General features: G+C 65.1%; 27 protein-coding genes. 15 read left to right on the top strand and 12 right to left on the bottom strand.

Features of this window, described 5'->3' with window-relative positions:
* Positions 1-75: 75 nt before the first annotated feature.
* Both AC1DB0_RS23845 and AC1DB0_RS23840 read right to left on the bottom strand, forming a co-directional pair.
* Entirely contained in the window at positions 76-894 is an 819-nt protein-coding gene (locus AC1DB0_RS23845) for an IclR family transcriptional regulator (RefSeq protein ID WP_054423126.1), read from the bottom strand.
* Between the two features lie 13 nt (positions 895-907).
* Positions 908-1,735: an HAD-IIB family hydrolase gene (locus AC1DB0_RS23840; RefSeq protein ID WP_342066263.1), complete on the bottom strand. Its 828-nt coding sequence runs from the start codon at positions 1,733-1,735 to the stop codon at positions 908-910.
* Positions 1,736-1,881: 146 nt separating this feature from the next.
* Between AC1DB0_RS23840 and ribBA the strand changes: the two genes are divergently transcribed.
* The 6 genes from ribBA to AC1DB0_RS23810 all read left to right on the top strand — a co-directional run bounded on the left by ribBA (position 1,882) and on the right by AC1DB0_RS23810 (position 6,426).
* Positions 1,882-3,060, top strand: coding sequence for a bifunctional 3,4-dihydroxy-2-butanone-4-phosphate synthase/GTP cyclohydrolase II (ribBA, locus tag AC1DB0_RS23835; protein WP_054423124.1), 1,179 nt, complete (start codon positions 1,882-1,884; stop codon positions 3,058-3,060).
* Positions 3,061-3,070: 10 nt separating this feature from the next.
* On the top strand, positions 3,071-3,607 hold the full coding sequence (gene ribH, locus AC1DB0_RS23830) for a 6,7-dimethyl-8-ribityllumazine synthase (protein WP_054423123.1): 537 nt from the start codon (positions 3,071-3,073) through the stop codon (positions 3,605-3,607).
* Positions 3,576-4,085 carry a transcription antitermination factor NusB gene (gene nusB, locus AC1DB0_RS23825; protein ID WP_175170885.1) on the top strand — a complete coding sequence of 170 codons (510 nt, stop codon included), beginning with the start codon at positions 3,576-3,578 and terminating at the stop codon, positions 4,083-4,085. Before ribH ends, nusB begins: the two co-directional genes overlap by 32 nt.
* 144 nt (positions 4,086-4,229) lie before the next feature.
* Positions 4,230-5,195: a thiamine-phosphate kinase gene (gene thiL / locus AC1DB0_RS23820; RefSeq protein ID WP_342066264.1), complete on the top strand. Its 966-nt coding sequence runs from the start codon at positions 4,230-4,232 to the stop codon at positions 5,193-5,195.
* A gap of 161 nt (positions 5,196-5,356) precedes the next feature.
* Positions 5,357-5,863, top strand: a complete 507-nt coding sequence (locus AC1DB0_RS23815; RefSeq protein ID WP_342066278.1) for a phosphatidylglycerophosphatase A family protein — start codon at positions 5,357-5,359, stop codon at positions 5,861-5,863.
* Entirely contained in the window at positions 5,860-6,426 is a 567-nt protein-coding gene (locus AC1DB0_RS23810) for a CinA family protein (RefSeq protein ID WP_054423120.1), read from the top strand. The genes AC1DB0_RS23815 and AC1DB0_RS23810 overlap by 4 nt, the downstream gene beginning before the upstream one ends.
* Before the next feature lie 103 nt (positions 6,427-6,529).
* On the opposite strand, the gene pyrF is transcribed toward AC1DB0_RS23810, so the two are convergent.
* From pyrF to AC1DB0_RS23795, 3 genes are read right to left on the bottom strand one after another with little or no spacing between them, the layout of a single operon-like run.
* Positions 6,530-7,348, bottom strand: coding sequence for an orotidine-5'-phosphate decarboxylase (gene pyrF / locus AC1DB0_RS23805; protein WP_006227618.1), 819 nt, complete (start codon positions 7,346-7,348; stop codon positions 6,530-6,532).
* A gap of 8 nt (positions 7,349-7,356) precedes the next feature.
* Positions 7,357-8,676, bottom strand: a complete 1,320-nt coding sequence (locus AC1DB0_RS23800) for an NAD(P)/FAD-dependent oxidoreductase (protein WP_175170883.1) — start codon at positions 8,674-8,676, stop codon at positions 7,357-7,359.
* A gap of 48 nt (positions 8,677-8,724) precedes the next feature.
* Positions 8,725-9,123 carry a diacylglycerol kinase gene (locus AC1DB0_RS23795; protein WP_054423118.1) on the bottom strand — a complete coding sequence of 133 codons (399 nt, stop codon included), beginning with the start codon at positions 9,121-9,123 and terminating at the stop codon, positions 8,725-8,727.
* 188 nt (positions 9,124-9,311) lie between these two features.
* Here AC1DB0_RS23795 and AC1DB0_RS23790 point away from each other — a divergent pair, with 188 nt between their 5' ends.
* The 9 genes from AC1DB0_RS23790 to AC1DB0_RS23750 all read left to right on the top strand — a co-directional run bounded on the left by AC1DB0_RS23790 (position 9,312) and on the right by AC1DB0_RS23750 (position 19,372).
* A complete protein-coding gene (locus tag AC1DB0_RS23790) occupies positions 9,312-10,046 on the top strand; it encodes a FadR/GntR family transcriptional regulator (protein ID WP_054423117.1) in 735 nt (244 codons plus the stop codon).
* A 127-nt stretch (positions 10,047-10,173) separates the two neighbouring features.
* The gene (locus tag AC1DB0_RS23785) at positions 10,174-11,148 is read left to right on the top strand and encodes a sialic acid TRAP transporter substrate-binding protein SiaP (RefSeq protein WP_175170882.1); all 975 of its coding nucleotides are present in this window, start codon (positions 10,174-10,176) and stop codon (positions 11,146-11,148) included.
* Positions 11,149-11,236: 88 nt separating this feature from the next.
* Positions 11,237-11,881, top strand: a complete 645-nt coding sequence (locus AC1DB0_RS23780; RefSeq protein WP_476758098.1) for a TRAP transporter small permease — start codon at positions 11,237-11,239, stop codon at positions 11,879-11,881.
* 55 nt (positions 11,882-11,936) lie between these two features.
* On the top strand, positions 11,937-13,346 hold the full coding sequence (locus AC1DB0_RS23775; protein ID WP_006227624.1) for a TRAP transporter large permease: 1,410 nt from the start codon (positions 11,937-11,939) through the stop codon (positions 13,344-13,346).
* Between the two features lie 13 nt (positions 13,347-13,359).
* A complete protein-coding gene (locus AC1DB0_RS23770; protein ID WP_054423116.1) occupies positions 13,360-14,106 on the top strand; it encodes an SDR family oxidoreductase in 747 nt (248 codons plus the stop codon).
* Positions 14,107-14,137: 31 nt separating this feature from the next.
* Positions 14,138-15,004 carry a fumarylacetoacetate hydrolase family protein gene (locus AC1DB0_RS23765; protein ID WP_476758097.1) on the top strand — a complete coding sequence of 289 codons (867 nt, stop codon included), beginning with the start codon at positions 14,138-14,140 and terminating at the stop codon, positions 15,002-15,004.
* A gap of 110 nt (positions 15,005-15,114) precedes the next feature.
* Entirely contained in the window at positions 15,115-16,650 is a 1,536-nt protein-coding gene (locus tag AC1DB0_RS23760) for a UxaA family hydrolase (protein ID WP_054423114.1), read from the top strand.
* Between the two features lie 138 nt (positions 16,651-16,788).
* Positions 16,789-18,309, top strand: a complete 1,521-nt coding sequence (locus AC1DB0_RS23755) for a mannitol dehydrogenase family protein (RefSeq protein ID WP_476758096.1) — start codon at positions 16,789-16,791, stop codon at positions 18,307-18,309.
* Between the two features lie 10 nt (positions 18,310-18,319).
* Positions 18,320-19,372 carry an Ldh family oxidoreductase gene (locus AC1DB0_RS23750; protein WP_476758095.1) on the top strand — a complete coding sequence of 351 codons (1,053 nt, stop codon included), beginning with the start codon at positions 18,320-18,322 and terminating at the stop codon, positions 19,370-19,372.
* Positions 19,373-19,374: 2 nt separating this feature from the next.
* Here the strand turns inward: AC1DB0_RS23750 and AC1DB0_RS23745 are convergent, their stop codons facing one another.
* From AC1DB0_RS23745 to AC1DB0_RS23715, 7 genes are all read right to left on the bottom strand, one after another.
* On the bottom strand, positions 19,375-20,085 hold the full coding sequence (locus AC1DB0_RS23745; protein ID WP_476758094.1) for an ABC transporter ATP-binding protein: 711 nt from the start codon (positions 20,083-20,085) through the stop codon (positions 19,375-19,377).
* The gene (locus AC1DB0_RS23740; RefSeq protein ID WP_254600670.1) at positions 20,082-20,909 is read right to left on the bottom strand and encodes an ABC transporter ATP-binding protein; all 828 of its coding nucleotides are present in this window, start codon (positions 20,907-20,909) and stop codon (positions 20,082-20,084) included. Before AC1DB0_RS23740 ends, AC1DB0_RS23745 begins: the two co-directional genes overlap by 4 nt.
* Positions 20,906-21,889 (bottom strand): branched-chain amino acid ABC transporter permease, encoded by a 984-nt coding sequence (locus AC1DB0_RS23735; RefSeq protein WP_346551463.1) that lies wholly within the window; start codon positions 21,887-21,889, stop codon positions 20,906-20,908. The genes AC1DB0_RS23740 and AC1DB0_RS23735 overlap by 4 nt, the downstream gene beginning before the upstream one ends.
* Before the next feature lie 10 nt (positions 21,890-21,899).
* Positions 21,900-22,820, bottom strand: coding sequence for a branched-chain amino acid ABC transporter permease (locus tag AC1DB0_RS23730; RefSeq protein ID WP_175170875.1), 921 nt, complete (start codon positions 22,818-22,820; stop codon positions 21,900-21,902).
* Between the two features lie 5 nt (positions 22,821-22,825).
* Positions 22,826-24,001, bottom strand: a complete 1,176-nt coding sequence (locus tag AC1DB0_RS23725) for an ABC transporter substrate-binding protein (protein ID WP_175170874.1) — start codon at positions 23,999-24,001, stop codon at positions 22,826-22,828.
* A 102-nt stretch (positions 24,002-24,103) separates the two neighbouring features.
* Positions 24,104-25,105 carry an amidohydrolase family protein gene (locus tag AC1DB0_RS23720; RefSeq protein WP_476758093.1) on the bottom strand — a complete coding sequence of 334 codons (1,002 nt, stop codon included), beginning with the start codon at positions 25,103-25,105 and terminating at the stop codon, positions 24,104-24,106.
* Positions 25,106-25,131: 26 nt separating this feature from the next.
* Entirely contained in the window at positions 25,132-25,695 is a 564-nt protein-coding gene (locus AC1DB0_RS23715; RefSeq protein ID WP_175170873.1) for a 3-hydroxyanthranilate 3,4-dioxygenase, read from the bottom strand.
* Between the last annotated feature and the right edge of the window lie 306 nt (positions 25,696-26,001).

Raw genomic sequence — 26,001 nt, 5'->3', positions numbered from 1 at the left:
CCTGCCTTTGTTTTCGACTTTTGTTCGAATTGTTCGTTTTATGTTCGTTTTTTTGCGAACAACCGAACGAAAGTCTTAATTCCGATAGCCCAGCTTGCGCGAAATCTCTTGCGCGCAGGCCAGCAGCGGCCGGGCGATGGCGCCGTCCCACGCCACGTCGAACAGGCCGGTGGGACCCAGGCTGGTCAGCGCCAGAACGATGTTGCCGGTGTTGTCGAACACCGGCACCGACAGCGCATCCACGCCGGGCAGCGGGTTGCCCAACGCGCGGGCCATGCCGTGCACGCGGATGTCGGCCAGTTGCGCCTCTATGTTGGCGCGCGATGCCTTGCGCGGGGGCGGCACGCTGGCAATGACTGCCGTGTCGCCTTCTTCGCGGGCAATGTAGTGCTCGCTGACCTTGGGCGGCAGCCACGCGGCAAACACCAGGCCGGTGGCCGTGTGCAGCATCGACATCACCGTGCCTTTGCGCATGTTCACGTGCACCGGGTAGCTGGCTTCGGTCATGTGGATCATCGTGGGGCCGTGCGATCCCAGCACGGCAATGCCCAGCGTGTGGCCGATTTCGGATTGCAGCGTGGCGATCTCGGGCATGGCGATGCGCACCGGATCCAGCCGTTGCAGGCTGACCAGCCCCATCTGCAAGGCGAAGGGGCCGAGCTCGTACTGGCCGGTAATGGCGTCCTGCTGCACCAGCCCCACGCGGATGAAACTCACCAGATAGGGGTGGGCTTTGGCGGACGTCATGCCGGCGCCTGCGGCCAGGTCGCGCAGGTTCAGGGGCTTGCCGGCGTCCACCAACGCGGACAATAACGGCACGCCCACTTCGATGGACTGGATGCTGCGGCGGCCGTCATTGGCGGCGGCAGAGGAGGAGGGCTTGGTGGTGGCCACGGTGTGTCTGACCTTATGCCGGTTGGGCTTGGGTTGGCTGCGACGCCTGGCGCGCGGCCAGCAGCCGGTTGGCCATCTCGACAAAGCCCGCGCCGCCGTGAAACGCCGCGACATAAGCCGGGCGGTCCGTCAGGCGATGCAGCTGGGCCTGGATGTTGGCCACGCCGACCGAAATCGGGAAGTACGCGAACATCGGTTCGTCATTGGGCGAATCGCCGATGAACAGCGTGCTGTCCAAGGCGCTTGCGACATCCTGGCCGAATTCCCGCTGGAACATCGTGCGGGTCATGGTCAGCTTGTCGTAGTCGCCAAACCAGCCGTTCACGTGGATGGAGCTGACTTTGGCTTGCGCCCCGGCGTCATGGAAGATCTGGACGATCTTGCTGATGGCCGAATCGGGCAGGGCAGGCACGTCTTCGCAGAAATCAATGGCCAGGTCGGCCACGCGGTAGTCCTGGTCGCTAGCCACCGCGGCACCAGGCACCTCGGCCAGCACGCGGTCGCGGATGGCGTCCAATTGCTTGCGGCTGGCCTGGCGCGACGCGGCGTCCGTCCAGTAATGCGTGGTCATGCGGCGCGCGTTGCGGTCATACGCGTAGTAGAACGCGCCGTTTTCCCCCACCACGGCGCGCACGGGCCACATGCGGGCGATGTGGTCACACCAGCCGGCCGGGCGGCCGGTAATGGGCACGACCTGGATGCCGGCCTGTTCCAGGCGCTCCAGCGCGGCGTAGGCGTCGGCCGGCAGGCGGCCTTCGGTGGTCAGCGTGTCATCGATATCGGTCAACACGACGCGAACCGCCGCCGCGACGGTCAAGGGCATGGCCGCAAGGGCTTGCATGAGGTTTTTCCTTCGATTTATAGGGGGATCTCCGGGCGAAAGTTTAACCGGATGCCCCCGCCGGGCGGCCTTCTGGCGGGCGAATAGGGATTCTGGCGCCGAGAGCGGTAAAATCCGGGCTTTCCCGCCTGGTTTGCGTGCCCGCCATGTCCGTCCAGTTGTCCTCTTTGCCCGGCTCCGAGCCGGAATCCTTCGGCATCGCTTCGGTTGCCGAGATCATCGCCGAGCTGCGTGCCGGCCGCATCGTCATCCTGGTTGACGAAGAAGACCGTGAAAACGAGGGCGACCTCGTCATGGCCGCCGAATTCGTCACGCCCGAAGCCATCAACTTCATGGTCACCCATGGCCGCGGCCTGGTGTGCCTGACCCTGACCGAAGAACGCTGCCGCCAGTTGGAATTGCCCATGATGGCGGCCCGCAACGGCACGCGCTACGGCACCAATTTCACGCAGTCGATCGAAGCCGCCGAAGGCGTCGAGACCGGCATTTCGGCCGCCGACCGCGCCCGCACCATTCAGGTAGCGGTGGCGCGCGACGCCAAGCCGTCCGACCTGGTCCAGCCCGGCCACATCTTCCCGGTGCGCGCCGTGCCCGGCGGCGTGCTGGTGCGCGCTGGCCACACGGAAGCCGGTTGCGACTTGACGGCCATGGCCGGCCTGACGCCTGCCGCCGTCATCTGCGAAATTCTGAAGCCGGACGGCACCATGGCCCGCTTGCCGGACCTGGTGGAATTCGCCCGCCAGCACAACCTGAAGATTGGCACCATCGCCGACCTGATCCAGTACCGCAGCGAACACGAATCCATCGTCAAGCGCGTGGGCAAGCGCCCCATGCAAACGGCGTGGGGCACCTTCGAGGCCGTGGCCTATGAAGACGCCGCCACCGGCTCCGCCCATTTGGCGCTGGTGCATGGTAACGTGACCCCCGACGTCGAAACGCTGGTGCGCGTACACGAGCCGGCCTCGGTGCTGGACGTGCTGGACACCGGCGCCAGCCCGCACAGCTGGGGCGTGGCGCAGGCCCTTGAGGCCATTGCCGCTTCGCCCGCAGGCGTCCTGGTGCTGATGAATTGCCAATCGTCCACGGAACACCTGTTTGGCCAGATTGCCGGCTGGAACGACCCGAAGGCCCAGGCTGCTGCCGCCGCCAGCACCGACCGCTTCGGCTTGCGCACTTATGGCATCGGCGCCCAGATTCTGCGCGACCTGAACGTGGGCCAAATGAGGCTGCTGGCCCGGCCGCGCAAGATGCCCAGCATGGCCGGATTCTCGCTGACCATTACGGGTTACGATTGCGACCCGCAGAATACTCCCGCAACACACTGAAGGCCGACACATGAACCCTTACATCCTTACCCCCGACCTGAACGGCGAAGGGCTGCACATCGGCATCGTACGCGCCCGCTTCAATGAAGAAATCGGCCAAGCCGAACTTGAAGCGTGCCTGAAAGAACTGGCCGAACTGGGCGTGGACGAACGTGACGTCATGGTCACCACCGTTCCCGGCGCCCTGGAACTGGGCGTGGCCCTGTCCCACATGGCCGAAACGTTTGAATTCGACGCCCTGATTGCACTGGGCGCGGTCATCCGTGGCGAGACCTATCACTTTGAAGTGGTCAGCAATGAAACGGCCACGGCAATCACCCGTATCTCCCTGGAAACCGGCATCCCCGTCGCAAACGGCGTTCTGACCGTCGACACCGACGAGCAGGCGCAAGCCCGCGCCGCCGGCAAGGGCCGCGATTGCGCTCAGGTGGCCGTTGAAATGGCCAACCTGGTGGCGGCGCTGGAACCCGAGGAAGAAGACGAAGACGAAGACGACGAAGACGAGGACGAAGATTTTGACGACGAAGAAGACGACGACAAGCGCTGATAGCGCGGCGCAAGCCCGCGCCAATGCGCGCAGCGCTCGCCGCCGTGCACGCGAATTCGCGCTGCAAGGCGTGTACGCGTGGCTGCTGCGCGGTGGCGAAGGCACGCAGGACGCCGGCGAGATCGACGCCCATTTGCGCGACACCGAGGATTTTTCCGAGGCCGACGCGCAATGGTTCAAGACCTTGCTGCATGGTGTTCTGCGCGAAGCGCCCACGCTGCGCGAGCGTTTCACGCCCTACATCGACCGCCCGCTGGCCGAGCTGTCGCCCGTTGAGCATGGCATCCTGCTGATCGGCAGCTTCGAACTGATTCATCATGTCGAAGTGCCGTACAAGGTCGCCATCAACGAAGCGGTTGAGCTGGCCAAATCGTTTGGCGGTACCGACGGCTTCAAGTTCGTCAACGGCGTGCTCGACAAACTGGCTGCCGACGTGCGTGCGAACGAGGTCCAGGCCGCGGCGCAGCAACGGCGCTGAACCGGGGCTTGACCGCCTGTCGAAGGGGTCAGGCGCATGCCGCCCTGCGCGCACCCTTATCCGGTGCGGCAGGCGCGGCCTGCGCCTGACCCCTTCGGCTTTTGATAATCGTGCCGGCGTGCCTGCCGGGTTTTCGGAGTTGCCGTGGCGTCCGAATTTGATCTGATCGCGCGCTATTTCACCCGCACCGCGCCCGCAGGGCTGCTGGGCGTGGGCGACGACTGCGCGCTGTTTCCCGTGCCGCCCGGCGAACAAGTCGCCACCAGCACCGACTTGCTGCTGGAAGGCCGGCATTTCTTTCCCGACGTGGACCCGCGCGCGCTGGGCCACAAGGCCCTGGCCGTGAACCTGTCGGATCTCGCCGCCATGGGCGCGCGCCCGATCGGCTGCGTGTTGGGGCTGGCCTTGCCGCGTCTGGAAGAGCCGTGGCTGGCCGCGTTCGCCGAAGGCTTTCACGCGCTGGCCGATGCCCATGGCTGCCCGCTGATCGGCGGCGATACCACGCGCAGCGCGCATGACCTGGCCATCAGCGTCACCGTGTTCGGCGCAGTGCCGGCCGGACAAGCCCTGCGCCGGGATGGCGCAGAAGCGGGCGACGACATCTGGGTGTCCGGCGAACTGGGCGCGGCCGATGTGGCCTACCGCCTGCTGGATGGCCAGTACGCCGCGAACGACGCTTTGCTGGCCGCCACCCGCGGCGCGCTGGAATGGCCGCAGCCGCAAGTGGCGCTGGGTCTGGCGTTGCGCGGCATTGCGCATGCGGCGATCGACTTGTCTGACGGCCTGTTGCAGGACCTGGGCCACATCCTGGCTGCAAGCCGGCTGGGCGCAAGCCTGGATGAAGCGAGCCTGCCGGTGGCCGCCGCCGTGTCCGCCATGGACGAAGCGCTGCGCCGCCGCGCGGTGCTGGGCGGCGGTGACGTCTATCAGTTGTGCTTTACCGCTCCGGCGGCCAAACGCGATGCCGTGGAAGCCGCCGCCCGCGCAGCCCAGGCCCGCGTCACCCGCATCGGCCAAACGCTGTCTCAAGCCGGGCTGCGCGTGATGGACAGCCAGGGCCATCCGCTGGCCGACCTGCCTGCCGGCTTCGACCATTTCCCCGCGTCCTGACCCAGACCCTGACCCTGACCTAGACCCTGATCCAGACCCAGACCCTGACCCTGATCCAGACCCAGATCCTGACCCAGACCCTGACCCCGCGCAATCCCTGTCTTCGTTCCCTCTTACTCCGCCTCGCATCCATGTCCTCTTCCGATAAGCCATCCGTCTCCATGCGCGAACGCTCGCGGGCTGTCTATCCCGCCCTGTCCTGGGTGTGCCGCGATCCTGGCCGTTTGATCGCGTTCGGCTTTGGCAGCGGCCTGATCCGCCCGGCCTCTGGCACCTGGGGCACGTTGCTTGCTTGGGGCATCTGGGTGGCGGCGGCGCCTGCGGCGTCGGATCTGGCCATTGGCGTGTTCCTGGCGCTGGCCTTTTTATACGGCTGCTGGGCCTGCCATCGTGTGGGCCGTGAACTTGGGCAGTCGGATCATGTCGGAATGGTCTGGGACGAGATGGTGGCGTTCTGGCTGGTGCTTTGGCTTACGCCCGCAGGCTGGTTGTCGCAGTTGCTGGCGTTTGCGCTGTTTCGCACCTTCGACATCGTCAAGCCGCCACCCATCAAGTTTTTTGACGCCCACATCAAGGGCGGCTTCGGCGTAATGTGGGACGATATCGTCGCCGCCGGCTACGCCTTGCTGGTCATGGCATTGATTGCACGCACAGGAGTCTTGGGATGAGCGAACCGCAAGGAACCACCCGTTCGAATTTATCGGCGGAGCAGTTGGCGGAAGCCACCATCGTGGGTCTGGCTGAACGGCTGGGCGACGCCATGCGCCGCCATGGCTGGATGTTGGGCACGGCGGAGTCTTGCACGGGCGGCCTGCTGGCCGGCGCGATGACGTCGGTGGCCGGTTCCAGCGACTGGTTCGAGCGCGGCTTTGTCACCTACAGCAACGACGCCAAGGTGACGGAACTGGATGTGTCGCCCGATACCCTGCATCACTTCGGGGCGGTCAGCGAACCGGTGGCGCTGGAAATGGCCAACGGCGTGTTGCTGGTGTCACCCGCCGCGCACGTGGCCGTGTCCACCACCGGCATCGCCGGGCCGGGCGGCGCCACGCCGGGCAAGCCGGTGGGCATGGTGTGCTTTGGGTTTGCGATGCGCGTGGGCGAAGGCATTACCAGCCGCGCCGTCACGCACGTGTTCCCCGGCGATCGCACGCAGGTGCGCCACGCGGCGGTGGAATTTGCGCTGCGAGGGGTGTTGGAATTTCTGGGCGCGCCGGTGAATCGGCGCTAAGCGGCACTGAGCAACACGACATGCCGCCGAACGACGCTAAGCCGCGCTGAAAAAAAACGGGTTGCACGCATGCAACCCGTTTTTTTTGGCGACGACGCCGGGATCAGCGCACCGCGTTGATCGCGTCGCGCAGGCCCATGGCGGCGCGGCCGGCGGCCTCGCGCCAATCGTCGCCGCCGCTGGCGTAAATGATGGCGCGTGACGAATTGATCATCATGCCGCTGCGGGCGGCATTGGCGCCGGCGTTCACGGTGGCGGTGATGTCGCCGCCTTGCGCACCGATGCCCGGCACCAGCAGGGGCAGGGCGTCGCCAATGCGCTGGCGAACCGCCGCCAGCTCGTTCGGGAACGTTGCGCCCACCACCAGGCCGCACTGGCCGTTGGCGTTCCACTTGTCGGCCACCAGGCCTGCCACGTGCAGGTACAGCGGCTCGCCGTTATCCATCTTCAGGAATTGCAGATCGGAACCGCCGGGGTTCGACGTGCGGCACAGCACGATCACGCCACGGTCACGCCACGCCAGGTAGGGCTCGACCGAGTCCAGGCCCATGTAGGGGCTGACCGTCAGCGCGTGCGCCTGATAGCGTTCGTAGGCTTCGCGGGCATAGTTTTCGGCGGTGGAGCCGATGTCGCCACGCTTGGCGTCCAGCACGATCGGCAAGTCGGGGTGCTTGTCGCGGATGTGCTGGCACAGCGCTTCCAGCTGGTCTTCGGCGCGGTGCGCGGCGAAGTACGCAATCTGCGGCTTGAAGCTGCATGCGTACGGCGCGGTGGCGTCGACGATGTCGCGGCAGAACTGGAAGATGGCGTCCGGCTTGTCCTGCAATTCGCGCGGAAAGCGTTGGGGGTCGGGGTCCAGGCCCACTTGCAGAAGCGAGTTGCTGGTGGTCCAGGCGTGTTCGAGTTTTTGCAGGAAATTCATGGGGGAGTTCAGTGCAGTTTGACCCGGGGGCGCGTGCGCCGCATGAGCAGGCGAGCCAGGGCCAGGGAGGCGGTGCGTGAGATACCGAGCACCGCTTTGTGGTGCATCAGGTGCAGGCTCATGTACATCAAGCGCGCCAGTGTACCGCTTACGAACAGTCCCCGTCCGGCGAGCTTGCCCATCAGGGACCCCACGCCCGCGTCCTGGCCCAGCGACACGAGCGACCCGTGATCTTGATAGACGTAGGGGCCGGCAGGTTCCGCCGAGCGGCGCAGGCGGGCGGTGAGCTTCTTGGCCAGGTAATCGGCCTGCTGGTGCGCGGCTTGCGCGCGGGCAGGCACGGTGCGGCCGTCACGCCAGGGTACCGAGCAGCAATCGCCCAGCGCCAGGATGTGCGGGTCGGCCGTTTCCAGCCGTTCGTTGACTTCCAGCTGGCCCAGCTTGTTCAGCGGCAGGTCCAGGTCGGCCAGCAGGGCGGGGCCTTTGATGCCGGCCGCCCACATGCACAGCTGCGCGGGAAATTCGCGGCCGTCGGCGGTCTTCACGCTGTTGGCGGTTACTTCCGATACGCGGCACGCCGTTTCCACGCCAATGCCCAGCTCGGTCAACCGGTTGGTGGCGGCTTCCGAGATTTTCTCGGGCAGGGCCGACAGAATGCGCGGTGCGCCTTCAACCAGCGTGATCGCCAGGTCGCGTTCCGCACGGAAGTTAGGCAGGCCGTAGGCGCTGACCACATGGCTGGCTTCGGTCAGCTCAACCGCCAGTTCAACGCCCGTGGCGCCGCCACCCACAATCACCAGGTCCAGCCGGGCCGACGGGTTGCGCACCTTGGCCAAGTCCACCTGCGCCATGGCTTTCAGCATGGTCAGGCGGAATTGTTCGGCGTTTTCGGTGGTGTCCAGCGTGACGGCGTGTTCGGCCGCGCCGGGGGTATTGAAGAAGTTGGACGTGCTGCCCAGCGCCAGCACCAGCGTGTCGTAGCCCAGGTCGCGGCGCGGCAGGACTTCCTGGCCCTGCGAGTCGTTCACGGCATCCACCACGATCTGGCGGCGCGCGCGATCCACGCTCAGCAAGCGGCCCTGCGCGAACGAAAAGCCGTTCATGTGGGCCAGCATCAGATAGGACAAGCCTTCCTGGTGGATATCCAGCGTGCCGGCGGCCGCTTCGTGCAGCGACGGTTTCCAGATATGGAATGGACGGCTGTCGACCAGCGTCACGTGTTGCCGGCCGTGAATACGGCCAAGCTTTGCGGCCAGTTCCAGGCCGCCCGCGCCACCGCCAACGATGACGATGCGCTCAGAGGGTGCTGACGTCGAATTAGGCATCATGGCTCCCAGTATAAAGAGCGGCGCACCCCCCATGGGGCGCCACCCGTGTCAATGCATGGCGAAACGGCTGATGGCAACGCCTATCCAGACCGCTCCGGCGAAGATCAGCAGCAGCATCACCGCTGCGCTGCCCAGGTCCTTGGCGCGCCCCAGCAAGGGGTGGCGTTCCACGGACAAAGCATCGGCCAAGGCTTCGATGGCGGAATTCAGCAGTTCCGCCGCCAGCACCATGATGACCGTGCCAACCAGGAAAAAGACCTCGACCGTGGTCCGCCCCAGGAAGAACGCCGCCGGAATCATCAGCACGGCCAGCGCGAGTTCCTGGCGGAAGGCCGCTTCGTATTTGACGGCGGCCTTCAGGCCCTGCCAGGAATAACGCAGCGCATTCAAGATGCGGCGCGCGCCGCCGCTGCTTTTAAAGGGCGAGTGTTGCGGGTCGTGGGTCATGGTTGCGAAAGAGGGCCGGGTGTGGCGGCTTTTTAACAGATAAGGGTTGCCCGCGTGATGCGAAGCAGGGCTATGGGCAAACCCTAATTGTGACCCAACGACAGCAGGCGCAGGATTCTGGTCAATTGGTAAGGCCACTTTACCTTTTCGTCCTGTCAGCCAGCTGTATCCCCAAGGCTTCCCGCCCCATGCCGATTCAGACCATCGAGCCGCGACGTTTGTACCGCCAGATTGCCGACCAGTTGCGTCTGCTGATCGAGGCGGGCGAATTTCCCGTGGGCGCGCGGCTTCCCCCGGAGCGCGATCTGGCGTTGAAGCTGGGCGTGTCGCGCCCGTCGGTGCGCGAAGCGCTGATCGCACTCGAAGTCGAAGGCTGGGTGGAAGTGCGCATGGGTTCCGGCGTGTACGTGCAGAGCCTCGCCGGCGCGCCGCGCGCGAGCCTGACCGCCGAAAGCCCGCTTGAAACCATCCGCGCACGCTGGACCATCGAAGGCGAACTCGCCGCCCAAGCCGCCCGCCACACGGCGCCGGCGCTGGTGGATGGCCTGCTGGAAGCCGTAGGCGCCATGGAAGAGGAAGCGCGCGCAGGCTACGTGCCCATCCGCGGCGACCGCCTGTTTCACTTGCGCGTGGCCGAAATGGCCAACAACGCCGTGCTGGTGCGCGTGGTGGGCGAACTCTTCGACGAACGCCACAACCCCCTGTCCGTGAAGCTGGGCGACTACTTCGAAAACCCCGACAGCTGGGCCGTCGCCATTACCGAGCATCGCCGCGTCATCACCGCCATCGCGGCGGGCGACGAAACCGCCGCGCGCGCCGCGATGCATCACCATCTTTCCTGCTCGTTCGACCGCTTGACCGCCAGCTGGCCAGGCGGGGCCGAGACAATGCGCGTGGATAGCAAAGAGCCGGCGGCGTCCTGACGCCACCGGGGAACCGTAGTCGCAGTACGAAGGTGCAACCTGTAGGTGATATCCCGATGTGAAACATAAAGCGGGCCGGCTCACAACAACATTCGCCGCGTCCGTTACCTCAAAGAGAGGAGACAACATGAATCGAGGCAACGCTATCAAAGTGCTGTTTGCCGCCGTCGCGCTCGCCGTCAGTGGCAGCGCGCTGGCGCAAACCAAGCTGAAATGGGCGCATGTGTACGAGACTTCCGAACCCTTCCACACCTCGTCGGTGTGGGCGGCGCAGGAAATCGAGAAACGCACGAACGGCCGCTATCACATCGATGTCTACCCCGCCTCTCAGCTGGGCAAGGAGAACGACATCAACCAGGGGCTGACGCTGGGCACGGTGGATATGATCATCTCGGGCTCCAGCTTCGCCGCCAAGAGCTTTCCCCGCATCGGCGTCACCTATTACCCCTACACTTTCCGCAGCCCCGAGCACCTGATCGCCTACACCAAGAGCGACATCTACAAGGAGCTCACGGGCGGCTACGACGAAAAAAGCGGCAACCACATCGTCGCCACCACCTACTACGGCACGCGCCAGACGACATCGAATCGCGCCTTCACCAAGTGTTCGGAAATGAAGGGCATGAAGATTCGCGTGCCGGACGTGGCCGCCTACCTGGCCATGCCGCGCGCCTGTGGCGCCAATACCGCGCCCATCGCGTTCGCCGAGGTGTACCTGGCCTTGCAGAACGGCACGGTGGAAGCGCAGGAAAACCCGCTCACCACCATCGAAGCGAAGAAGTTCTACGAAGTGCAGAAGAACATCATCCTGACGGGCCACATCGTTGACCACCTGAACACGGTGATCTCGGGCAAGTTGTGGAAGAGCTTGTCTGATGAAGACAAGAAGATCTTCGCGGAGGTTGCGCAGCAGGCAGCGGAAAAGGCGTCATCCGAAGTTGCCGACAGCGAAAAGAAAATGGTCGAAGTGTTCAAGAAGCGCGGCTTGAACGTGGCCGAAGTCAACGTCGACGACTTCCGCAAGACCGTGCTGGAGAAGGTGCCGTTCGAGCAGTACGGCTATCAGAAATCGGATTGGGAAAAGATCCAGGCGGTGAAGTAAGCCGCGGCGGCGGGCCGTGTTGGCCCGCCGTTGCCGGCCACCGTTTGATACCCGGCGCTCGATACCCGATTCCGACCAGGGGAACTTCATGCACGTGAACGCAAAAGCGGCGCCCATGGCGGCCGTCAACCATGGCCCGACCCCGGCGCCCGGCCACGCCGCGTCGCCACCCGGCCCGCATCAGTCATCCGTCGACGAGATCGTCCATAGCTTCGAAGAGGCCGACCATCACGAAGTCAGCCTGGCCGGCTACGCGCCCGAAGACTGGATCTGCCTGGCGATATTCTGGACGATGGCGGGGCTCGTCTTCCTGCAATTCTTCTCGCGCTACGTGCTGAATGATTCGTACGCGTGGACCGAAGAGTTGGCGGTGTATTGCCTGATTGGCGTGGTGTTCCTGGGCGCTGCGATGTGCGTGCGCGCCTGCCGCCATATTCAGGTGGACTTCCTGTACCGCTACCTGCCCAAACCTGTCAGCCGCGTGCTGTCTACGTTGATCGACGTGTTGCGCTCGGCCTTCTTCGGCTATGCCGTGTGGCTGACGTATCGCTACATCGTGCTGGTGGGCGACGAGCCCATGACCACCTTGTTCTGGAACAAGTCCTACGTGTACTGGGTTGCGCTGGCGGGCTTCGTCATGATGTTCCTGCGGTCCCTTCAAGTGTCCGTGCAGAACTGGCGGCAGGGCTATTCGATTCTGGAAAACCCGGCGGCCTACGAGTCGCTCGACTGAACGGCGCGCCGCGCCACACCCTTATGTATCCGCAGTGCCATTCCAGGAGCGACTCATGGGCACACTGATTGGAACCTTTCTGCTGTTGATGATTCTGGGCTTGCCGGTGGCGGTGTCCATGGCAGGCGCATCGCTGTTGTTCGTATTGATCTCGGGCAGCGTGCCGGATGTGGTGGTCGCGCAGCGCATGATTGCGGGCGTCGAATCGTTTCCTTTGCTGGCCGTGCCGTTCTTCATTCTGGCCGGCAACTTGATGAACATCGCCGGCATCACCGGCCGCATCTATAACTTTGCGGTCGCGTTGGTGGGCTGGATGCGCGGCGGGCTGGGGCAGGTGAACATCATCGGCTCGGTGGTGTTTGCCGGCATGTCCGGCACGGCCATTGCCGACGCCGCGGGGCTAGGCACCATCGAAATCAAAGCCATGAAAGATCATGGCTACGAAACGGAATTCGCCGTCGGGGTAACGGCGGCCTCGGCCACGTTGGGCCCCATCATTCCGCCGTCTTTGCCCTTCGTTATCTACGGCATGATGGCCAACGTGTCGATCGGCTCGCTGTTCCTGGCCGGCTTGTTGCCGGGCGCGGTGCTGACCATCCTGATGATGCTGACCGTGGCCTATTACGCCCGCCGTAATAACTGGGGCGGTGACGTGGCCTTCAACTGGAAGCGGCTGGGCGGCGCGGGCCTGGAAGTGCTGATTGTGCTGTCGTTTCCTTTGTCGATCTGGCTGATGACGCTAGCCGGCGTGTCGCCCAACGTGGCCACTGGCATTGCATTCGTGGCGCTGCTGGCGCTGGATTGGCGCTTCAACTTTTCTGCGGTGATGGCGTTGATGGCGCCGGTGATCTTGATTGGCGGCATGACGCTGGGCTGGTTCACGCCCACCGAAGCCGCCGTGGCCGCGGTGATCTGGGCGTTGTTCCTGGGCTTGGTGCGCTATCGCTCAATGACATTCAAGACCTTGGCCAAAGCCACCTTCGACACCATCGAAACGACCGCCTCTGTGTTGTTCATCGTGACGGCGGCATCCGTCTTCGCGTGGCTGCTGACCACCACGCAAGCCGCGCAAACGCTGACCGACGCCATTCTGAGCGTGACGCAGAACAAGTGGGTGTTTCTGCTGATGGCGAACGTGCTGATCCTGATCGTCGGCTGCTTCATCGACACCATCGCCGCCATCACCATTCTTGTTCCGATCCTGCTGCCCATCGTGTTGAAGCTGGGCATCGACCCGATCCACTTCGGTCTCATCATGACCTTGAACCTGATGATCGGCCTGCTGCATCCACCAATGGGCATGGTGCTGTTCGTGCTGGCGCGGGTGGCGCGGCTATCGGTTGAACGCACCACGATGGCCATTCTGCCGTGGCTGGTGCCGCTGTTCGTGGCGCTGATCGCCATTACCTACATCCCGCAGATCACGTTGTGGCTGCCCACCGCCATGGGCATGGCCGGCAAATAAGGAGCGCGTACTCATGTCGCAAAGACTGCAAGGCAAGACCGCCATCGTCACTGCCGCCGGCCAAGGCATCGGCCGCGCGGTAGCGGAAGCGTTTGCGCGCGAAGGCGCGGATGTGCTGGCCGTGGACATCAATGCTGACGCGTTAGGCACGTTGTCGGGCTGCCGCACCCAAGTGGTGGATGTGACCGACGGCCGCGCCATTCAAGCGCTGGTGGAGGGCGCGGGGCCGGTCAACGTGCTGTTCAACGGCGCGGGCTTCGTACACGCCGGCACCATTCTGGATTGCGATGAAGACGCGTGGGATTTTTCGTTCAATTTGAATGTGCGGTCCATGTACCGGCTGATGCGCGCCTGCCTGCCCGGCATGCTGGCGCGCGGCGGCGGATCGATTGTGAACATGGCGTCGGTAGCGGGCAGCATCAAAGGCGCGCCGAACCGCTGCGCGTATGGCGCGACCAAGGCCGCCGTCATCGGCTTGACCAAGGCCGTGGCCGCCGACTTCGTGGCCCAGGGCATCCGGTGCAACGCCATCTGCCCCGGCACGGTGGAATCCCCATCGTTACGGCAACGCATTGACGCGCAGGCGCAGGCCAGCGGGCAGCCCGTTGCCGCCGTTGAAGCCGCATTCACCGCACGCCAACCGATGGGCCGCATCGGCCGCACCGAAGAAATTGCCGCGCTGGCGGTGTATCTTGCCAGTGACGAATCCGCCTTCACCACCGGCACCACGCAGGTGATCGACGGCGGCTGGTCCAACTGACCGCACCCATTTTTCGCAACAAGGAACCGATATGAAATTGATGCGTTATGGCGCCAAGGGCGCCGAGAAGCCCGGCCTGATCGACATGCAAGGCAATGTGCGCGACCTGTCTGGCGTACTGCCCGACATCACCGCCGAAACGCTGGCCGGCGTGCGGCTTGCCGAATTGCGCGCGCTGGACCCGGCATCGCTGCCTCTGGTGGCCAACCCCGGCCGCGTCGCGCCGCCGTGGCGTGGCATGGGCAAGTTCATCTGCATCGGCTTGAACTACGCCGATCATGCGGCGGAATCCGGCCTGGCCGTGCCGGCCGAGCCCGTCATCTTCATGAAGCCCACGTCCGCAGTCGTGGGCCCGAACGACCCGGTCGTGCTGCCGCAGGATTCCGTCAAGACGGATTGGGAAGTGGAGCTGGGGGTGGTCATCGGCGAACGCGCGCGCTATGTCAGCGAGGCCGACGCCATGAAGCACGTGGCCGGCTACTGCATCGTGAACGACGTGTCTGAACGGGAATATCAAATTGAACGCGGCGGCACGTGGGACAAGGGCAAGGGTTGCGATACCTTCGGCCCCATCGGCCCGTGGCTGGCCACGGCGGACGAGATCCCCAACCCGCAAGACCTGGAGATGTGGCTGGAAGTGAACGGCAAGCGTTTTCAGAACGGCAGCACCCGCACGATGGTGTTCGGCGTGGCGCAACTGGTGGCGTACGTCAGCCGCTTCATGACGCTGTATCCGGGCGATCTCATCAGCACGGGCACGCCGCCCGGCGTGGGCATGGGGCAAAAGCCCGCGCCCGTGTACCTGAAAGCGGGCGACGAGATGAAGCTGGGCATCGCAGGGCTGGGTGAACAGCGCCAGCGCGTGCATGCCTGGGACCCGGCGCTGATCGATGGGTAGCCTCGTCAAGCCCTCCCATGAAGCCCCCGTCTGCAATTTGCGTTGACCCTTCCCCGTCGATTTCGGTGAAGGTCATCGCCCCGCGCACCCCTTAACTTTCCGGAGGTCTCATGTCCCACGCAGACATGGCAGTGATACGCATCCACCCGGCGGACAACGTCGTGATCGCGCGGCGGCAACTCGTCAGCGGCACGCGGCTGGAAGGCGAAGGGGTGACGGTGCAGGGGCTGGTGCCGCCCGGTCACAAAGTGGCCGTGCGCGCCATCGCGGCGGGCCAGCCGGTGCGCCGCTACAACCAGATCATTGGCGTGGCGCGGCAAGACATCGCGCCGGGCCAGCACGTGCATACGCAGAACCTGGAGTTCTCGGACTTCGAACGGGACTACGCGGTGGGGCAGGGCGCGCATCCCACCGACTACGTGGCGCAACCCGCCACCTTCGACGGTATCGTGCGCGCCGATGGCCGCGTCGCCACGCGCAACTACATCGGCATCCTGACCAGCGTGAACTGTTCGGCCACGGTCGCGCGCGCCATCGCCGACCACTTTCGCCGCGACATCCATCCTGAAGCGCTGGCGTCCTGTCCGAACGTGGACGGCGTGGTGGCGCTGACGCACGGCGCGGGCTGCGCCACCGGCAGCGAAGGCGAACCGCTGCGCGTGTTGCGCCGGACCTTGGGCGGCTACGCGCGGCACGCCAATTTTGGCGGGCTGATGGTGGTGGGGCTGGGCTGCGAAACGAATCAGATCGGCGGCCTGATGGAACAAGAGGGCTTGCGCGAAAGTGGCTTGCTGCACACCTTCAACATTCAGGACACGGGCGGCACACGCAAGACGGTGGCGCGCGGCATCGAACTGGTGGAGCAAATGCTGGAGCAGGCGAACCAGGTGCGCCGCCAGCCGGTGCCCGCCAGCCACCTGACCGTGGGTCTGCAATGCGGCGGGTCTGACGGCTATTCGGGCATCAGCGCCAACCCGGCGTTGGGGGCAGCGGTGGACTTGCTGGTGCGCCATGGCGGCACCGCCATCCTGTCCGAAACGCCCGAAATCTATGGCGGCGAACACCTGCTGACGCGCCGCGCCGAAACCCCAGCCATTGCCGACAAGCTGCTGGCGCGCGTGCGCTGGTGGGAAGACTACTGCGCCCGCAACGACGCCGAGATGGACAACAACCCGTCGGCCGGCAACAAGGCAGGCGGGCTGACGACCATTCTGGAAAAGTCGCTGGGCGCCATCGCCAAAAGCGGCACCACGAACCTGACCGACGTGTTCGAGTACGCCGAACCCGTGCGCACGCGCGGGCTGGTGTTCATGGACACGCCGGGCTACGACCCCGTGTCCGCCACGGGCCAGGTCGCGGGCGGCGCCAACCTGATCTGCTTCACCACCGGGCGCGGCTCGGCCTACGGCTGTGCGCCCGCGCCGTCGTTGAAGCTGTCGACCAATACGGCGTTGTGGCAGCGCCAGTCGGACGACATCGACATCAATTGCGGTGAAGTCGTCGACGGCGCGCAAAGCGTGGCGCAGATGGGCGAGCGCATCTTCCAGCTGATGCTGAAAACCGCGTCGGGGCACCGCACGCGCAGCGAAGAACACGGCTATGGCCAAAACGAATTCGTGCCTTGGGCGTTGGGCGCGGTGATGTAGCGGCGGCATCGTGGGCGCCGCCGTTGCATTTGGTCACTGTCGCGGTGTCGAAGAAAACGGCGTCTACGGATATCCTCATCGCGCGCCGACTGGCCGGTCATCCGACAGGTGCATGGCGCCTTACGCCATTGGTCAACCATGCTTGAACGTTTGAATACGGAGTCGTTGCCGCGCCTGCCCGCAGACGTGGAAAAACCCCTTTATGACCGCAGCCGCCTGACGCCCGGCATCGTGCATCTGGGGCTGGGCGCCTTTCACCGCGCGCATCAGGCGGTGTTGACGGATCTGGCGATGCAGGCCAGTGGCGATTTGAGCTGGGGCATTCTGGGCGTGTCGCTGCGCAGCGCCGCCACGCGTGACGCGTTGACGCCGCAAGACGGCCTGTACACGCTGGCGCTACGCGACGGCGGCCCCGACGGCAACACGCGCGAACAGCTGCGTGTGGTGGGCTCGGTGCTGCGCGTGATGGTGGCCGAAGAAGACCCCAACGCCGTTTTAGAGCGCATTGCCTATCCGCAAACGCGCATCGTGAGCCTGACCGTGACGGAGAAAGGCTACAGCCACGAACCCGCCACCGGCTACCTGCGCTGGGACGACCCCGACATTCTTCACGACCTGGAAAACCCGCATCGCCCGCGCAGCACGATCGGCATCCTGGTCTACGGGCTGGCACTGCGCCGCGAGCGCGGCCTGCCGCCAGTCACCTTGATGTCGTGCGACAACCTGCGTGGCAACGGCGACATGCTGCGCAGCCTGGTGCTGGCCTTTGCGCTGCGCGTAGACGTGGCGCTGACGGCGTGGATCGACACGCACTGCACGTTTCCGAATTCCATGGTCGACCGCATCGTGCCCGGCACGGATGACGAAGACCGCCAGCGCATCACCGGGCGTCTGGGCGTGGAAGACGCCTGGCCTGTGGTGGGCGAGCCCTATCTGAACTGGGTGATCGAAGACAAATTCGCCGCCGGCCGGCCTGCATGGGAAACGCAGGGCGGCGCGACCTTCGTGCGCAACGCCGCGCCATACGAACGCCTGAAGCTGCGCATGGTGAACGGCCCGCACTCCACCTTCGCCTATCTGGGCGCGCTGCTGGGGCACGAGACGATCAGCCAGTCGGTCCAGACCCCGGCGCTGCGCGACTTTGTCGACGCGATGATGCGGCTGGAAATTGCGCCCACGTTGAAGGGCATTCCGGACAGCGGGCTGGAGGAATACCGCCGCCGCTTTTTGGCGCGCATCGCCAACGCGGCGCTGCGGCATCCGACGCCGCAGGTCGCCATGGACGGATCGCAGAAATTGCCGCAACGGCTGCTGGACACGATCCGCGACCGGCTGCGCACGGGCGACGACATCCAGCGCCTGACGCTTGCGGTGGCGGCGTGGCTGCACTATCTGCGCGGTGTCGATGAGCAGGGCGGGCGCTACGTCATTCAAGATCCGCTGGCGGCGCGTCTGGCCAAGCTGGTGTCGCGCGCCGATGTGGCGGCGCGGGCATCGGCGCCGTCGGCTTCCGCGCACCGCCGGGCGATGGTGCTGGCGAGCTTCAAACCGGTCTTCGGTGAGTTGGGCAAATCGCCCGAATTCGTCGAGGCGCTGGCGACCCATCTGGAAACCCTGCGCGAGCATGGCGTGATGCACGCCGTGGAGGCCGCAACTTAAGGAGCGCTGCATGCATGCGGAAAGCCGAGTGGACGCCGTTGAGTGGGAACGCTGGGGCAACGATTGCCTGCGCGTGCAGGGCTTTACCGACGATGATGCGCGCTGCCTGACGGCCAGCCTGGCGCAGACCAGCCTGTGGGGCATTGATTCCCACGGCATCGCCCGGCTGCCGCATTACCTGAACCGCGTCGCGCAGGGCTCCATCCTGGCGCAGCCCGACATGCGCGTTGAACGTACCGGACCCGGCACCGCGCAGCTGCATGGCGGACAGGGGCAGGGCATTGTGGTGGCGCACCGCGCCAATGCGCTTGCCATCGACCTTGCGCGCGAGGCGGGCATCGCGGCCGTCGGCGTCAGCGATTCGTCGCACTGCGGCGCCGTGGGTCTGTATAGCCGCGCGGCGGCGCGCCAGGGCTTGATCGGCATCGCCTTCACGCATTCGGATTCCATCGCCGCGCCTTTCGGCGGCCATCAGGCGTTCTTTGGCACCAACCCCATTTCGCTGGCGTTCCCGCGCGCGGGCGCCGAGCCGCTGTGCCTGGACATGGCCACCACCGCCATTCCGTGGAACCGCGTCATGAACGCGCGGCGCGACGGCGTGGGCTTGCCGCCTGGCGTGGCGCTGGACGCGCAGGGCGTTGATTGCACCGATGCGGAACAGGTGCGCGCATTGCGGCCCTTGGGCGGCGAGGAATACGGCTACAAGGGCTACGGGCTGGCGATGATGATCGAACTGCTGTGCGGGCCGCTGAACGGCAATCCGTTCGGCCCGCATATTTCGCCGATGTACGCCGAGTTAGAGCGGCCGCGCGAGCTTGGCGCGTTCTTCATCGTGATCGACCCGGCGCGCTTTGCTGGCGGTGCGGCGTTGGCAGGTGTGGTCGCGGCGATGGCGATGGAGTTGTCGCAAGCACCGGGCGCGCCACGCCTGCCGGGCGACCCGGAAGCCGTGGCGCAGCGTGAACGCCAACGCGACGGCATCCCCGTGCCGCCTGCGCTATGGGACGAGATACAGGCGTGGAGCCAGCGGCTGGGCGTGGCGCCGCCGGTGCGGCGGCCCTAAAACTACACACCCAGGTATTGCAGCAGCCGGGGCTCGTCATCCAAAAACGCCTGCGACGATCCGGTCCATGCCACGCGGCCCTTTTCCACGATGGCGTGATGGTCGGCCGTGGCCAGCAGCGGTTCCAGGTTTTTGTCGATGCACAGCACCGCCAGCCCGGTCTGCTTCAAGGTGTCCAGGGCGTTCCAGATTTCTTCGCGCACGACAGGGGCCAGCCCTTCAGTGGCTTCATCCAGAATCAGCAGCCGGGGGTTGGTCAACAGCGCCCGCCCGATGGCCAGCATCTGCTGTTCGCCGCCCGACAGGTGGCTGCCCAAGTGCCGCGCACGTTCCGACAAGCGCGGAAACAACGCGTAGACGCGTTCCAGCGTCCACGGTTGCGCGGCGCCTTGGCGGTTGTGGGCGGTGGCGATGAGGTTTTCGCGCACCGACAAGTTGGGAAAGATATGGCGGCCTTCGGGCACCAGGCCAATGCCGCATTGCGCGACCTTATAGGCGGGCAGCCGGCTGATGTCGCGCCCGTCGAAGGTGATGGTGCCTTGGGTGGCGCGGGTCAGCCCCATCACCGCTTTCACGGTGGTGGACTTGCCCATGCCGTTGCGGCCCAGCAAAGTCACGAACTCGCCGGGGCCGATATCCAGGTCGATGCCGAACAGCGCCTGGCTGGCGCCATAGTGCGCAGTCACGCCGCGTAGCGATAGCAGGGTGCTCATGCGGCGGTCTCCTGCGGGTGTGTTGCTTTGGCATTGGCGTTGACTCTAGCTCTGGCGCTGGCTCTGGCTCCGCCGCTTCCCCGTTCACTGCCCAGATAGCATTCGCGCACCTGTGCGTTGTTGCGAATCTCGTCCGCCGTGCCGCACGCCAGCGCGCTGCCGTAGACCAGCACGGTGATGCGATCAGACAGCGCGAAGACGGCTTGCATATCGTGTTCCACCAGCAGAATCGTGTAGTGCCCGCGCAGTTGCAGCAGCAGGCGGGTCATGGCTTCGGATTCGTGCTGGCTCATGCCCGCCATCGGTTCGTCCAGCAACAGCAGCGACGGTTGGCAGGCCAGCACCATGGCCAGCTCCAGTTGCCGCAACTCACCATGTGCAAGCTCGCCCGCAGGGGTGTGGGCGCGGGCGGATAAACCAGCAAGCGCCAGCGCATCGTGGGCGGGTTCGGTCAGCGCCGCGGTGGACAGCACGGGCGTCCAGAACCGAAAGCTGTGGCCGCGCCGCGCCTGCACCGCCATCACCACGTTTTCCAGCGCGGTGAAGGGCTTGAAGACCGAGGTGATCTGATACGAACGCGCCAGGCCGTGGCGCACGCGCTTTTCCACCGGCATGCGTGTGATGTCTCGGCCGTTGAGCAGCACGCGTCCGGCGTCGGGCCGTAGTTCCCCGCTGAGCTGGCCGATCAGCGTGGTCTTGCCCGCGCCGTTTGGCCCGATCACGGCATGCAGTTCACCCGGCAGTACATTCAAAGACAGCTTGTCGGTGACGGTCAGGCCGCCATAGCGCTTGACCAGATTGTCGACTTGCAGCGCGGCGCTCATCGCGTTTCTCCTGATGGCGTGCGCAGTGGCGCGGCGCGCTTGCGCCACGGCGTGTCGCGCAAGTTTCCGTACACACCCCGGCGCGATACCAGCACCACGCCCACGATCAGCAGGCCCATGATCAGCATCCAATGGCCGGTTAAGAGCTTCAGGCCTTCTTCCAGCAGCAGGAACGTCAGCGCGCCGACGACCGGCCCGAACAGCGTGCCGATGCCGCCCAGCACCACCATCACGATCAACTCGCCGGACGTCGTCCACGCCAGATAGGATGGCGACACGTACATGGTCAGGTTCGCCAGCAGCACGCCGGCCACGCCGCAGATCATGGCTGATATCACGTAGGCCGCCAGCCGGTAGCGCAAGGTGGGAAAGCCCAGTGCGCGCATGCGCCGTTCATTGGCCTGGCAGCCGCGCAACGCCATGCCGAATGGCGCGTGGATCAGGCGGTGCATCAGCCACAGCACGGCCAGCATGACGCCAAACGCCGCGTAGTACAGCGCAAGCGGCGTATCCAGGCGGAAGAGGCCGAAGTCGCTGCCGGCGAACAGCGACATGCCGTCGTCGCCGCCAAAGCCATCCAGCCCCGTCGCCAGAAAATAAAACATCTGCGCAAACGCCAGCGTGATCATGATGAAGGCGATGCCAGAGGTGCGCATCACCACGTAGCCGCTGACAAGCCCAACGACGGCGCACGCGCCCAGCGCGCCCGCCAGATGCAGCCAGCCGCTTTCAATGCCGTAGTGCGACATCACGCCGACGGAATACGCGCCCAGCCCCAGGTACAACGCGTGGCCAAAGCTGACCATGCCGCCAAACCCCAGCAGCAGATTCAACGCTAGCGCCGCCACGCCGTAGACCAGCACGCGGCCGAATAGCGCCAGCAGAAAAGGTTCGCCCTGCCATTGCGCGTAGGCGGGCACCAGCGCCAGCAACAGCAACAGGGCGGTGGCGACGAGGGTGCGCGGAGAGAACTGAAGCATGGTGTTCTCCTTATCCGTGCTTGACGGGAAACAGGCCTTGCGGCCGCATGGCCAGCACCAGCGCCATCACCACGTAGATCAGCATCGACGCAATGGCCGGGCCTGCCGCGTTGGCGGCGGCGGGTGGCAAGGCGGCGCGCAGCAAGGTCGGCAGCAATGCGCGGCCCAGCGTGTCGATCAGCCCCACCATCAGCGCGGCCAGAAACGCGCCGCGCACCGAGCCGATGCCGCCGATGACGATGACCACCAAGGTCAGGATCAAAATGGGTTCGCCCATGCCCGTCTGGGCCGACAGGATGGGTCCTGCCATCAGCCCCGCCAAACCCGCCAGCACCGCGCCCAGCACGAACAGCAAGGTGTTCAGTCGCGCGATGTTCACGCCCAGCGCGCCCACCATCATGCGGTCGGTGGACCCGGCGCGAATCAGCATGCCCAGCCGTGTGCGGTGGATCAGCACATAGCAGCCGGCCGCCACCAGCAAGCCCACCACGATGATCAGGAAGCGGTACAGCGGATACGTGACGCCCAGGATGTCGATGGTGCCCGACAGCCAAGACGGCAGGCCCATGCTGATGGGCGCCGGCCCCCAGATGATGCGCGTGAGCTCATTGAAGAACAGGATCAAGCCGAAGGTGGCCAGCACCTGGTCCAGGTGTTCGCGCGGATACAGGCGCGCCAGCGCGATGCGGTCCAGCAGCAGCCCCAGCGCCGCCATGCCCGCGATGACGGCGGCGGCAGCCAGCAGGAACGAGCCGGTGTGGCGGAACACGGTGGCCGCGATGAACGCGCCCATCATGTAGAGCGAACCGTGCGCCAGGTTGATGAAGTTCATGATGCCGAACACCAGCGTCAGGCCGGCCGCCAGCAGGAAAAGCAGAATGCCAAGTTGCAGGCCGTTCAAGGTCTGCACCAGCAGCAGCGTCATCGACATGGCAATTACTTCATGACGCACTGGGCGGCGTACTGGTCCGAGACCTTGGCCAGGTCCGGAAAGATCGGGCCTTTGTTCACGAACGCCACCTTGCCATCCGCGCCCGCTTCGACGTCGGCGCGGAAGAAGCCGGCCACCGGGAAGTGATTGGGCTGATAGCGGAATTCGCCGCGCACCGAGGGGAAGTCAGCGGCTTCCATCGCTTTGCGCAAGGCGTCTTTGTCGTCGGTCTTGCCGCCGGTTTTCTTCAGCGCCGAGCCGATCAGCTGCGCGGCATCGAACGATTGCGCGGCGTAGCTGGACGGCTCGCGGCCGTATTTCTGGCGGAACGCTGCGGCAAACGCCTTGTTGGCGGCGTTGTCCAGGTCAGGCGAGTAGGGCACGTTGGTGACGGCGCCCAGCGCATCTTTTTGCAGGGCGGGCAGCGTAGCGCCGTCGATGGTGTCCACCGACAGCAGCGGAATCTTGCCAAAGAGCCCCGCCTGCCGATACTGCTTGATGAAGTTCACGCCCATGCCGCCGGGAAAGAACACGTAGGCGGCGTCGGGCTTGGCGTCGGCCAGCGCGGCCAGTTCCACCGAGTAGTCGGGCTGGTTGACCTGCGTGAACACTTCGTTGGCGATGTCGCCTTTATAGAAGCGTTTGAAGCCAGCCATGGCGTCTTTGCCGGCCTGGTAGTTGGGCGCCAGCAGATAGACTTTCTTGAAGCCCATCTGGTTGGCCATTTCACCGCTGCCTTCGTGGCGCTGCGTGTTGTTCCACGACGTTGAAAAGAAATACGGCGAACAGTCTTTGCCGGCCAGATTGGTGGGGCCGGCGTTCGAGCCCACCAGGAACACGCCAGCGCTGGTGACCGGGCGCACCACGGCAAGCATTACGTTGGAATACACCACGCCGGTGATGATCGGCACTTTGTCGCTTTGCACCAGCTTGCGCGCGGCCTGCACGCCCACTTCGGGTTTGAACTGATCGTCTTCCTTGATGACCTGCACCGGCACGCCGCCCAGCTTGCCGCCGCCTTGGTCCACAGCCAGCATGAAGCCATCCAGCTGGTCCTGGCCGAGCACGGAGCCGGGGCCGGTCAAGGTCGTCAACAGGCCGATCTTCACATCGGCCAAGGCAGTGGCCGATAGCGTCAAGCCCACAACCGCGGCGGCGGTCAGCATGGAGGTGCGTGTCATGATGGTTTCCCTTGAGTTGCCGTGTGTCACGGTCGTGGTGTGGTGGTGCGTTGTGCTGCGTTGCGTTGCGTTGTGCTGCGCTGCGCGGTCGTGCGTGACGTGTTACGCGTTCAGGCCGAAGAACGTCATCGTGTTGCGGAACAGAATCTTCTGCCGCACGCCCGGCACCAGCTCGGCATGCGTGACCAGGCGGCCGACTTCCTGCTCGCCTAGCGGGTAGGGGTAGTCGGAGCCGAGCAGCACGCGGTCTTCGCCCATGACGTCGATCAAGAGGCGTAGCGCGTGCGGGTCGAAGACGGCGCTGTCGGTGTAGAAGCGGTCGGTGTAGGACGAGGGCAGTTGCGGGCAATCTTCACGGACGATGTCGCGATGCCGCCAGGCGTTATCGACACGGCCCAGCAGGAACGCGAAGCTGCCGCCGCCATGCGCGAAGCACAGCTTCAGGCTGCGGGGAATGCGTTCAAACGCGCCCGACAGAATCAACGACAGAATGCCCAGCTGCGTTTCGGCGGGCATGGCGACGAGCCACGGCAGCATCCATTTCTTCATGCGGCCGTCGGTCATCATGTCCCACGGATGGACGAGCACGGGGATGTTGTCGTGGGCGCAGTGGATCAGAAACTGCACGAGCGTGTCGTCGTCGAGATCGCGCGGGCCGACGTGGTTGCCGATCTGCACGCCCAGGTGTCCTGCTGCGCGTGCGCGCGTGGCTTCCTTGCAGGCCAGGTCCAGGTCTTGCAGCGGCACTTGCGCCAGCGCTTTCAAGCGCGTCGGCGCATGTGCGCAGTGTTCCAGCGCCAGGTCATTCATGCGCGCCGCCCAGTCAGCCGCGGCCTGCGCGGGGTAGGTGTAGCCGAACATGATGGGCGTGGCGCACAGGATCTGTAGGTCGACGCCGTGGCGGTCCATCTGTTTGATGCGCAGCGCCGGGTCCCACAAGGTGGCGTCAACGGGGCGGAACGGCCGGTCGCCCGCCATGATCTGGCCGGTGGAACCGTCGCCATCGGGGCGCAGCCAGGGCGCGTTGACGGGATCAAGCGCCGCCGCTTCCTGCCGCGTGATGGGCGGAAAGAAGTGGGCATGCATGTCGATTTTCTGAATCATGGGAACGGCTTCGCTGGGTGGTGGCGTTAGGCGGGTGTGGCGTGTTGGGTGGGGTGGGGCTGCTGTGTGTGGCCTTTGCCGGGGTGGACTTCACCGCAGCCGGGGCAGGTGCGTTGTTCGGTGCTGGCGTAGAAGGCCTGGAACAGCGGCGGCAGGTCGGTGACGATGCTCTTTAGCTGCACTTCGACGCGATGGACGAGGTGGCCGCAATGTGGGCAATACCATTCGAAGCCGTCAAGCATTCCCAAGGGGCGCTGACGTTCGATGACGAGACAGGCGCTGTCGGCTTCAGGGCGTTGCGGGGAATGGCGGACGTGTGGCGGCAAGAGGAAGATGTCGCCTTCTTTGAGGTCGACACGTTCGGGTTTGCCGTCGACCCAGAGCGATAGCCAGGCGTTGCCTTTGATCTGATAGAAGAATTCTTCCAGCGGGTCGTCGTGATAGTCGGTGCGATGGTTCGGGCCGCCCACGACGGTGACGATGAAGTCGGCGTCTTGCCAGATCTGCTGGTTGCCAACCGGCGGCTTGAGAAGATGAGCGTGGTCTTGAATCCAGCGCTGGAAATTCAATGGCGGGCCGTAGGCGGGCATGTTGCTCTCCGGGTGGGGGATATGGGGAGTCTAGGGGGCGGGGCGAGTTGGGGGTAATAGAAATTGTCGGGGTGGGTATTCTGGTTTTCTATTGCGGGTTTTCCTTGATGGGAATGGGTTGGGGTCTTGAGGTGGGATGGGGTTGGATTTGGGTTCTTTAGGCGTTGTGTGCCGTGGGGGTGGATTTGGTTCTTTAGGCGCACTGTGCGTTGGGGGCCTGGGGTGCGCGGGTCAACGATTGCGGTCCGGAGCCTTCGCTCCGGACTGCCCCTGCGTCATCCTCGTACGCCTTCGGCTCCCTACGGA

The sequence above is a fragment of the Achromobacter sp. 10T422 genome (assembly GCF_056394065.1).
The sequence above is the reverse complement of the archived record's forward strand: the minus strand, read 5'-3'. Positions and strand labels throughout refer to the sequence as shown.

Coding starts and splice junctions, on each gene's coding strand:
- AC1DB0_RS23735 (WP_346551463.1), bottom strand. CDS start 21,889: ATGCTTCAGTTCTCTCCGCGCACCCTCGTCGCCACCGCCCTGTTGCTG.
- AC1DB0_RS23795 (WP_054423118.1), bottom strand. CDS start 9,123: ATGACCCACGACCCGCAACACTCGCCCTTTAAAAGCAGCGGCGGCGCG.
- AC1DB0_RS23815 (WP_342066278.1), top strand. CDS start 5,357: ATGCGCGAACGCTCGCGGGCTGTCTATCCCGCCCTGTCCTGGGTGTGC.
- AC1DB0_RS23775 (WP_006227624.1), top strand. CDS start 11,937: ATGGGCACACTGATTGGAACCTTTCTGCTGTTGATGATTCTGGGCTTG.
- AC1DB0_RS23740 (WP_254600670.1), bottom strand. CDS start 20,909: ATGAGCGCCGCGCTGCAAGTCGACAATCTGGTCAAGCGCTATGGCGGC.
- AC1DB0_RS23790 (WP_054423117.1), top strand. CDS start 9,312: ATGCCGATTCAGACCATCGAGCCGCGACGTTTGTACCGCCAGATTGCC.
- AC1DB0_RS23840 (WP_342066263.1), bottom strand. CDS start 1,735: ATGCAAGCCCTTGCGGCCATGCCCTTGACCGTCGCGGCGGCGGTTCGC.
- AC1DB0_RS23730 (WP_175170875.1), bottom strand. CDS start 22,820: ATGTCGATGACGCTGCTGCTGGTGCAGACCTTGAACGGCCTGCAACTT.
- AC1DB0_RS23785 (WP_175170882.1), top strand. CDS start 10,174: ATGAATCGAGGCAACGCTATCAAAGTGCTGTTTGCCGCCGTCGCGCTC.
- AC1DB0_RS23810 (WP_054423120.1), top strand. CDS start 5,860: ATGAGCGAACCGCAAGGAACCACCCGTTCGAATTTATCGGCGGAGCAG.
- AC1DB0_RS23760 (WP_054423114.1), top strand. CDS start 15,115: ATGTCCCACGCAGACATGGCAGTGATACGCATCCACCCGGCGGACAAC.
- AC1DB0_RS23765 (WP_476758097.1), top strand. CDS start 14,138: ATGAAATTGATGCGTTATGGCGCCAAGGGCGCCGAGAAGCCCGGCCTG.
- AC1DB0_RS23755 (WP_476758096.1), top strand. CDS start 16,789: ATGCTTGAACGTTTGAATACGGAGTCGTTGCCGCGCCTGCCCGCAGAC.
- AC1DB0_RS23720 (WP_476758093.1), bottom strand. CDS start 25,105: ATGATTCAGAAAATCGACATGCATGCCCACTTCTTTCCGCCCATCACG.
- AC1DB0_RS23800 (WP_175170883.1), bottom strand. CDS start 8,676: ATGATGCCTAATTCGACGTCAGCACCCTCTGAGCGCATCGTCATCGTT.
- pyrF (WP_006227618.1), bottom strand. CDS start 7,348: ATGAATTTCCTGCAAAAACTCGAACACGCCTGGACCACCAGCAACTCG.
- AC1DB0_RS23745 (WP_476758094.1), bottom strand. CDS start 20,085: ATGAGCACCCTGCTATCGCTACGCGGCGTGACTGCGCACTATGGCGCC.
- AC1DB0_RS23780 (WP_476758098.1), top strand. CDS start 11,237: ATGCACGTGAACGCAAAAGCGGCGCCCATGGCGGCCGTCAACCATGGC.
- AC1DB0_RS23725 (WP_175170874.1), bottom strand. CDS start 24,001: ATGACACGCACCTCCATGCTGACCGCCGCCGCGGTTGTGGGCTTGACG.
- AC1DB0_RS23770 (WP_054423116.1), top strand. CDS start 13,360: ATGTCGCAAAGACTGCAAGGCAAGACCGCCATCGTCACTGCCGCCGGC.
- ribBA (WP_054423124.1), top strand. CDS start 1,882: ATGTCCGTCCAGTTGTCCTCTTTGCCCGGCTCCGAGCCGGAATCCTTC.
- AC1DB0_RS23750 (WP_476758095.1), top strand. CDS start 18,320: ATGCATGCGGAAAGCCGAGTGGACGCCGTTGAGTGGGAACGCTGGGGC.
- AC1DB0_RS23715 (WP_175170873.1), bottom strand. CDS start 25,695: ATGCCCGCCTACGGCCCGCCATTGAATTTCCAGCGCTGGATTCAAGAC.
- ribH (WP_054423123.1), top strand. CDS start 3,071: ATGAACCCTTACATCCTTACCCCCGACCTGAACGGCGAAGGGCTGCAC.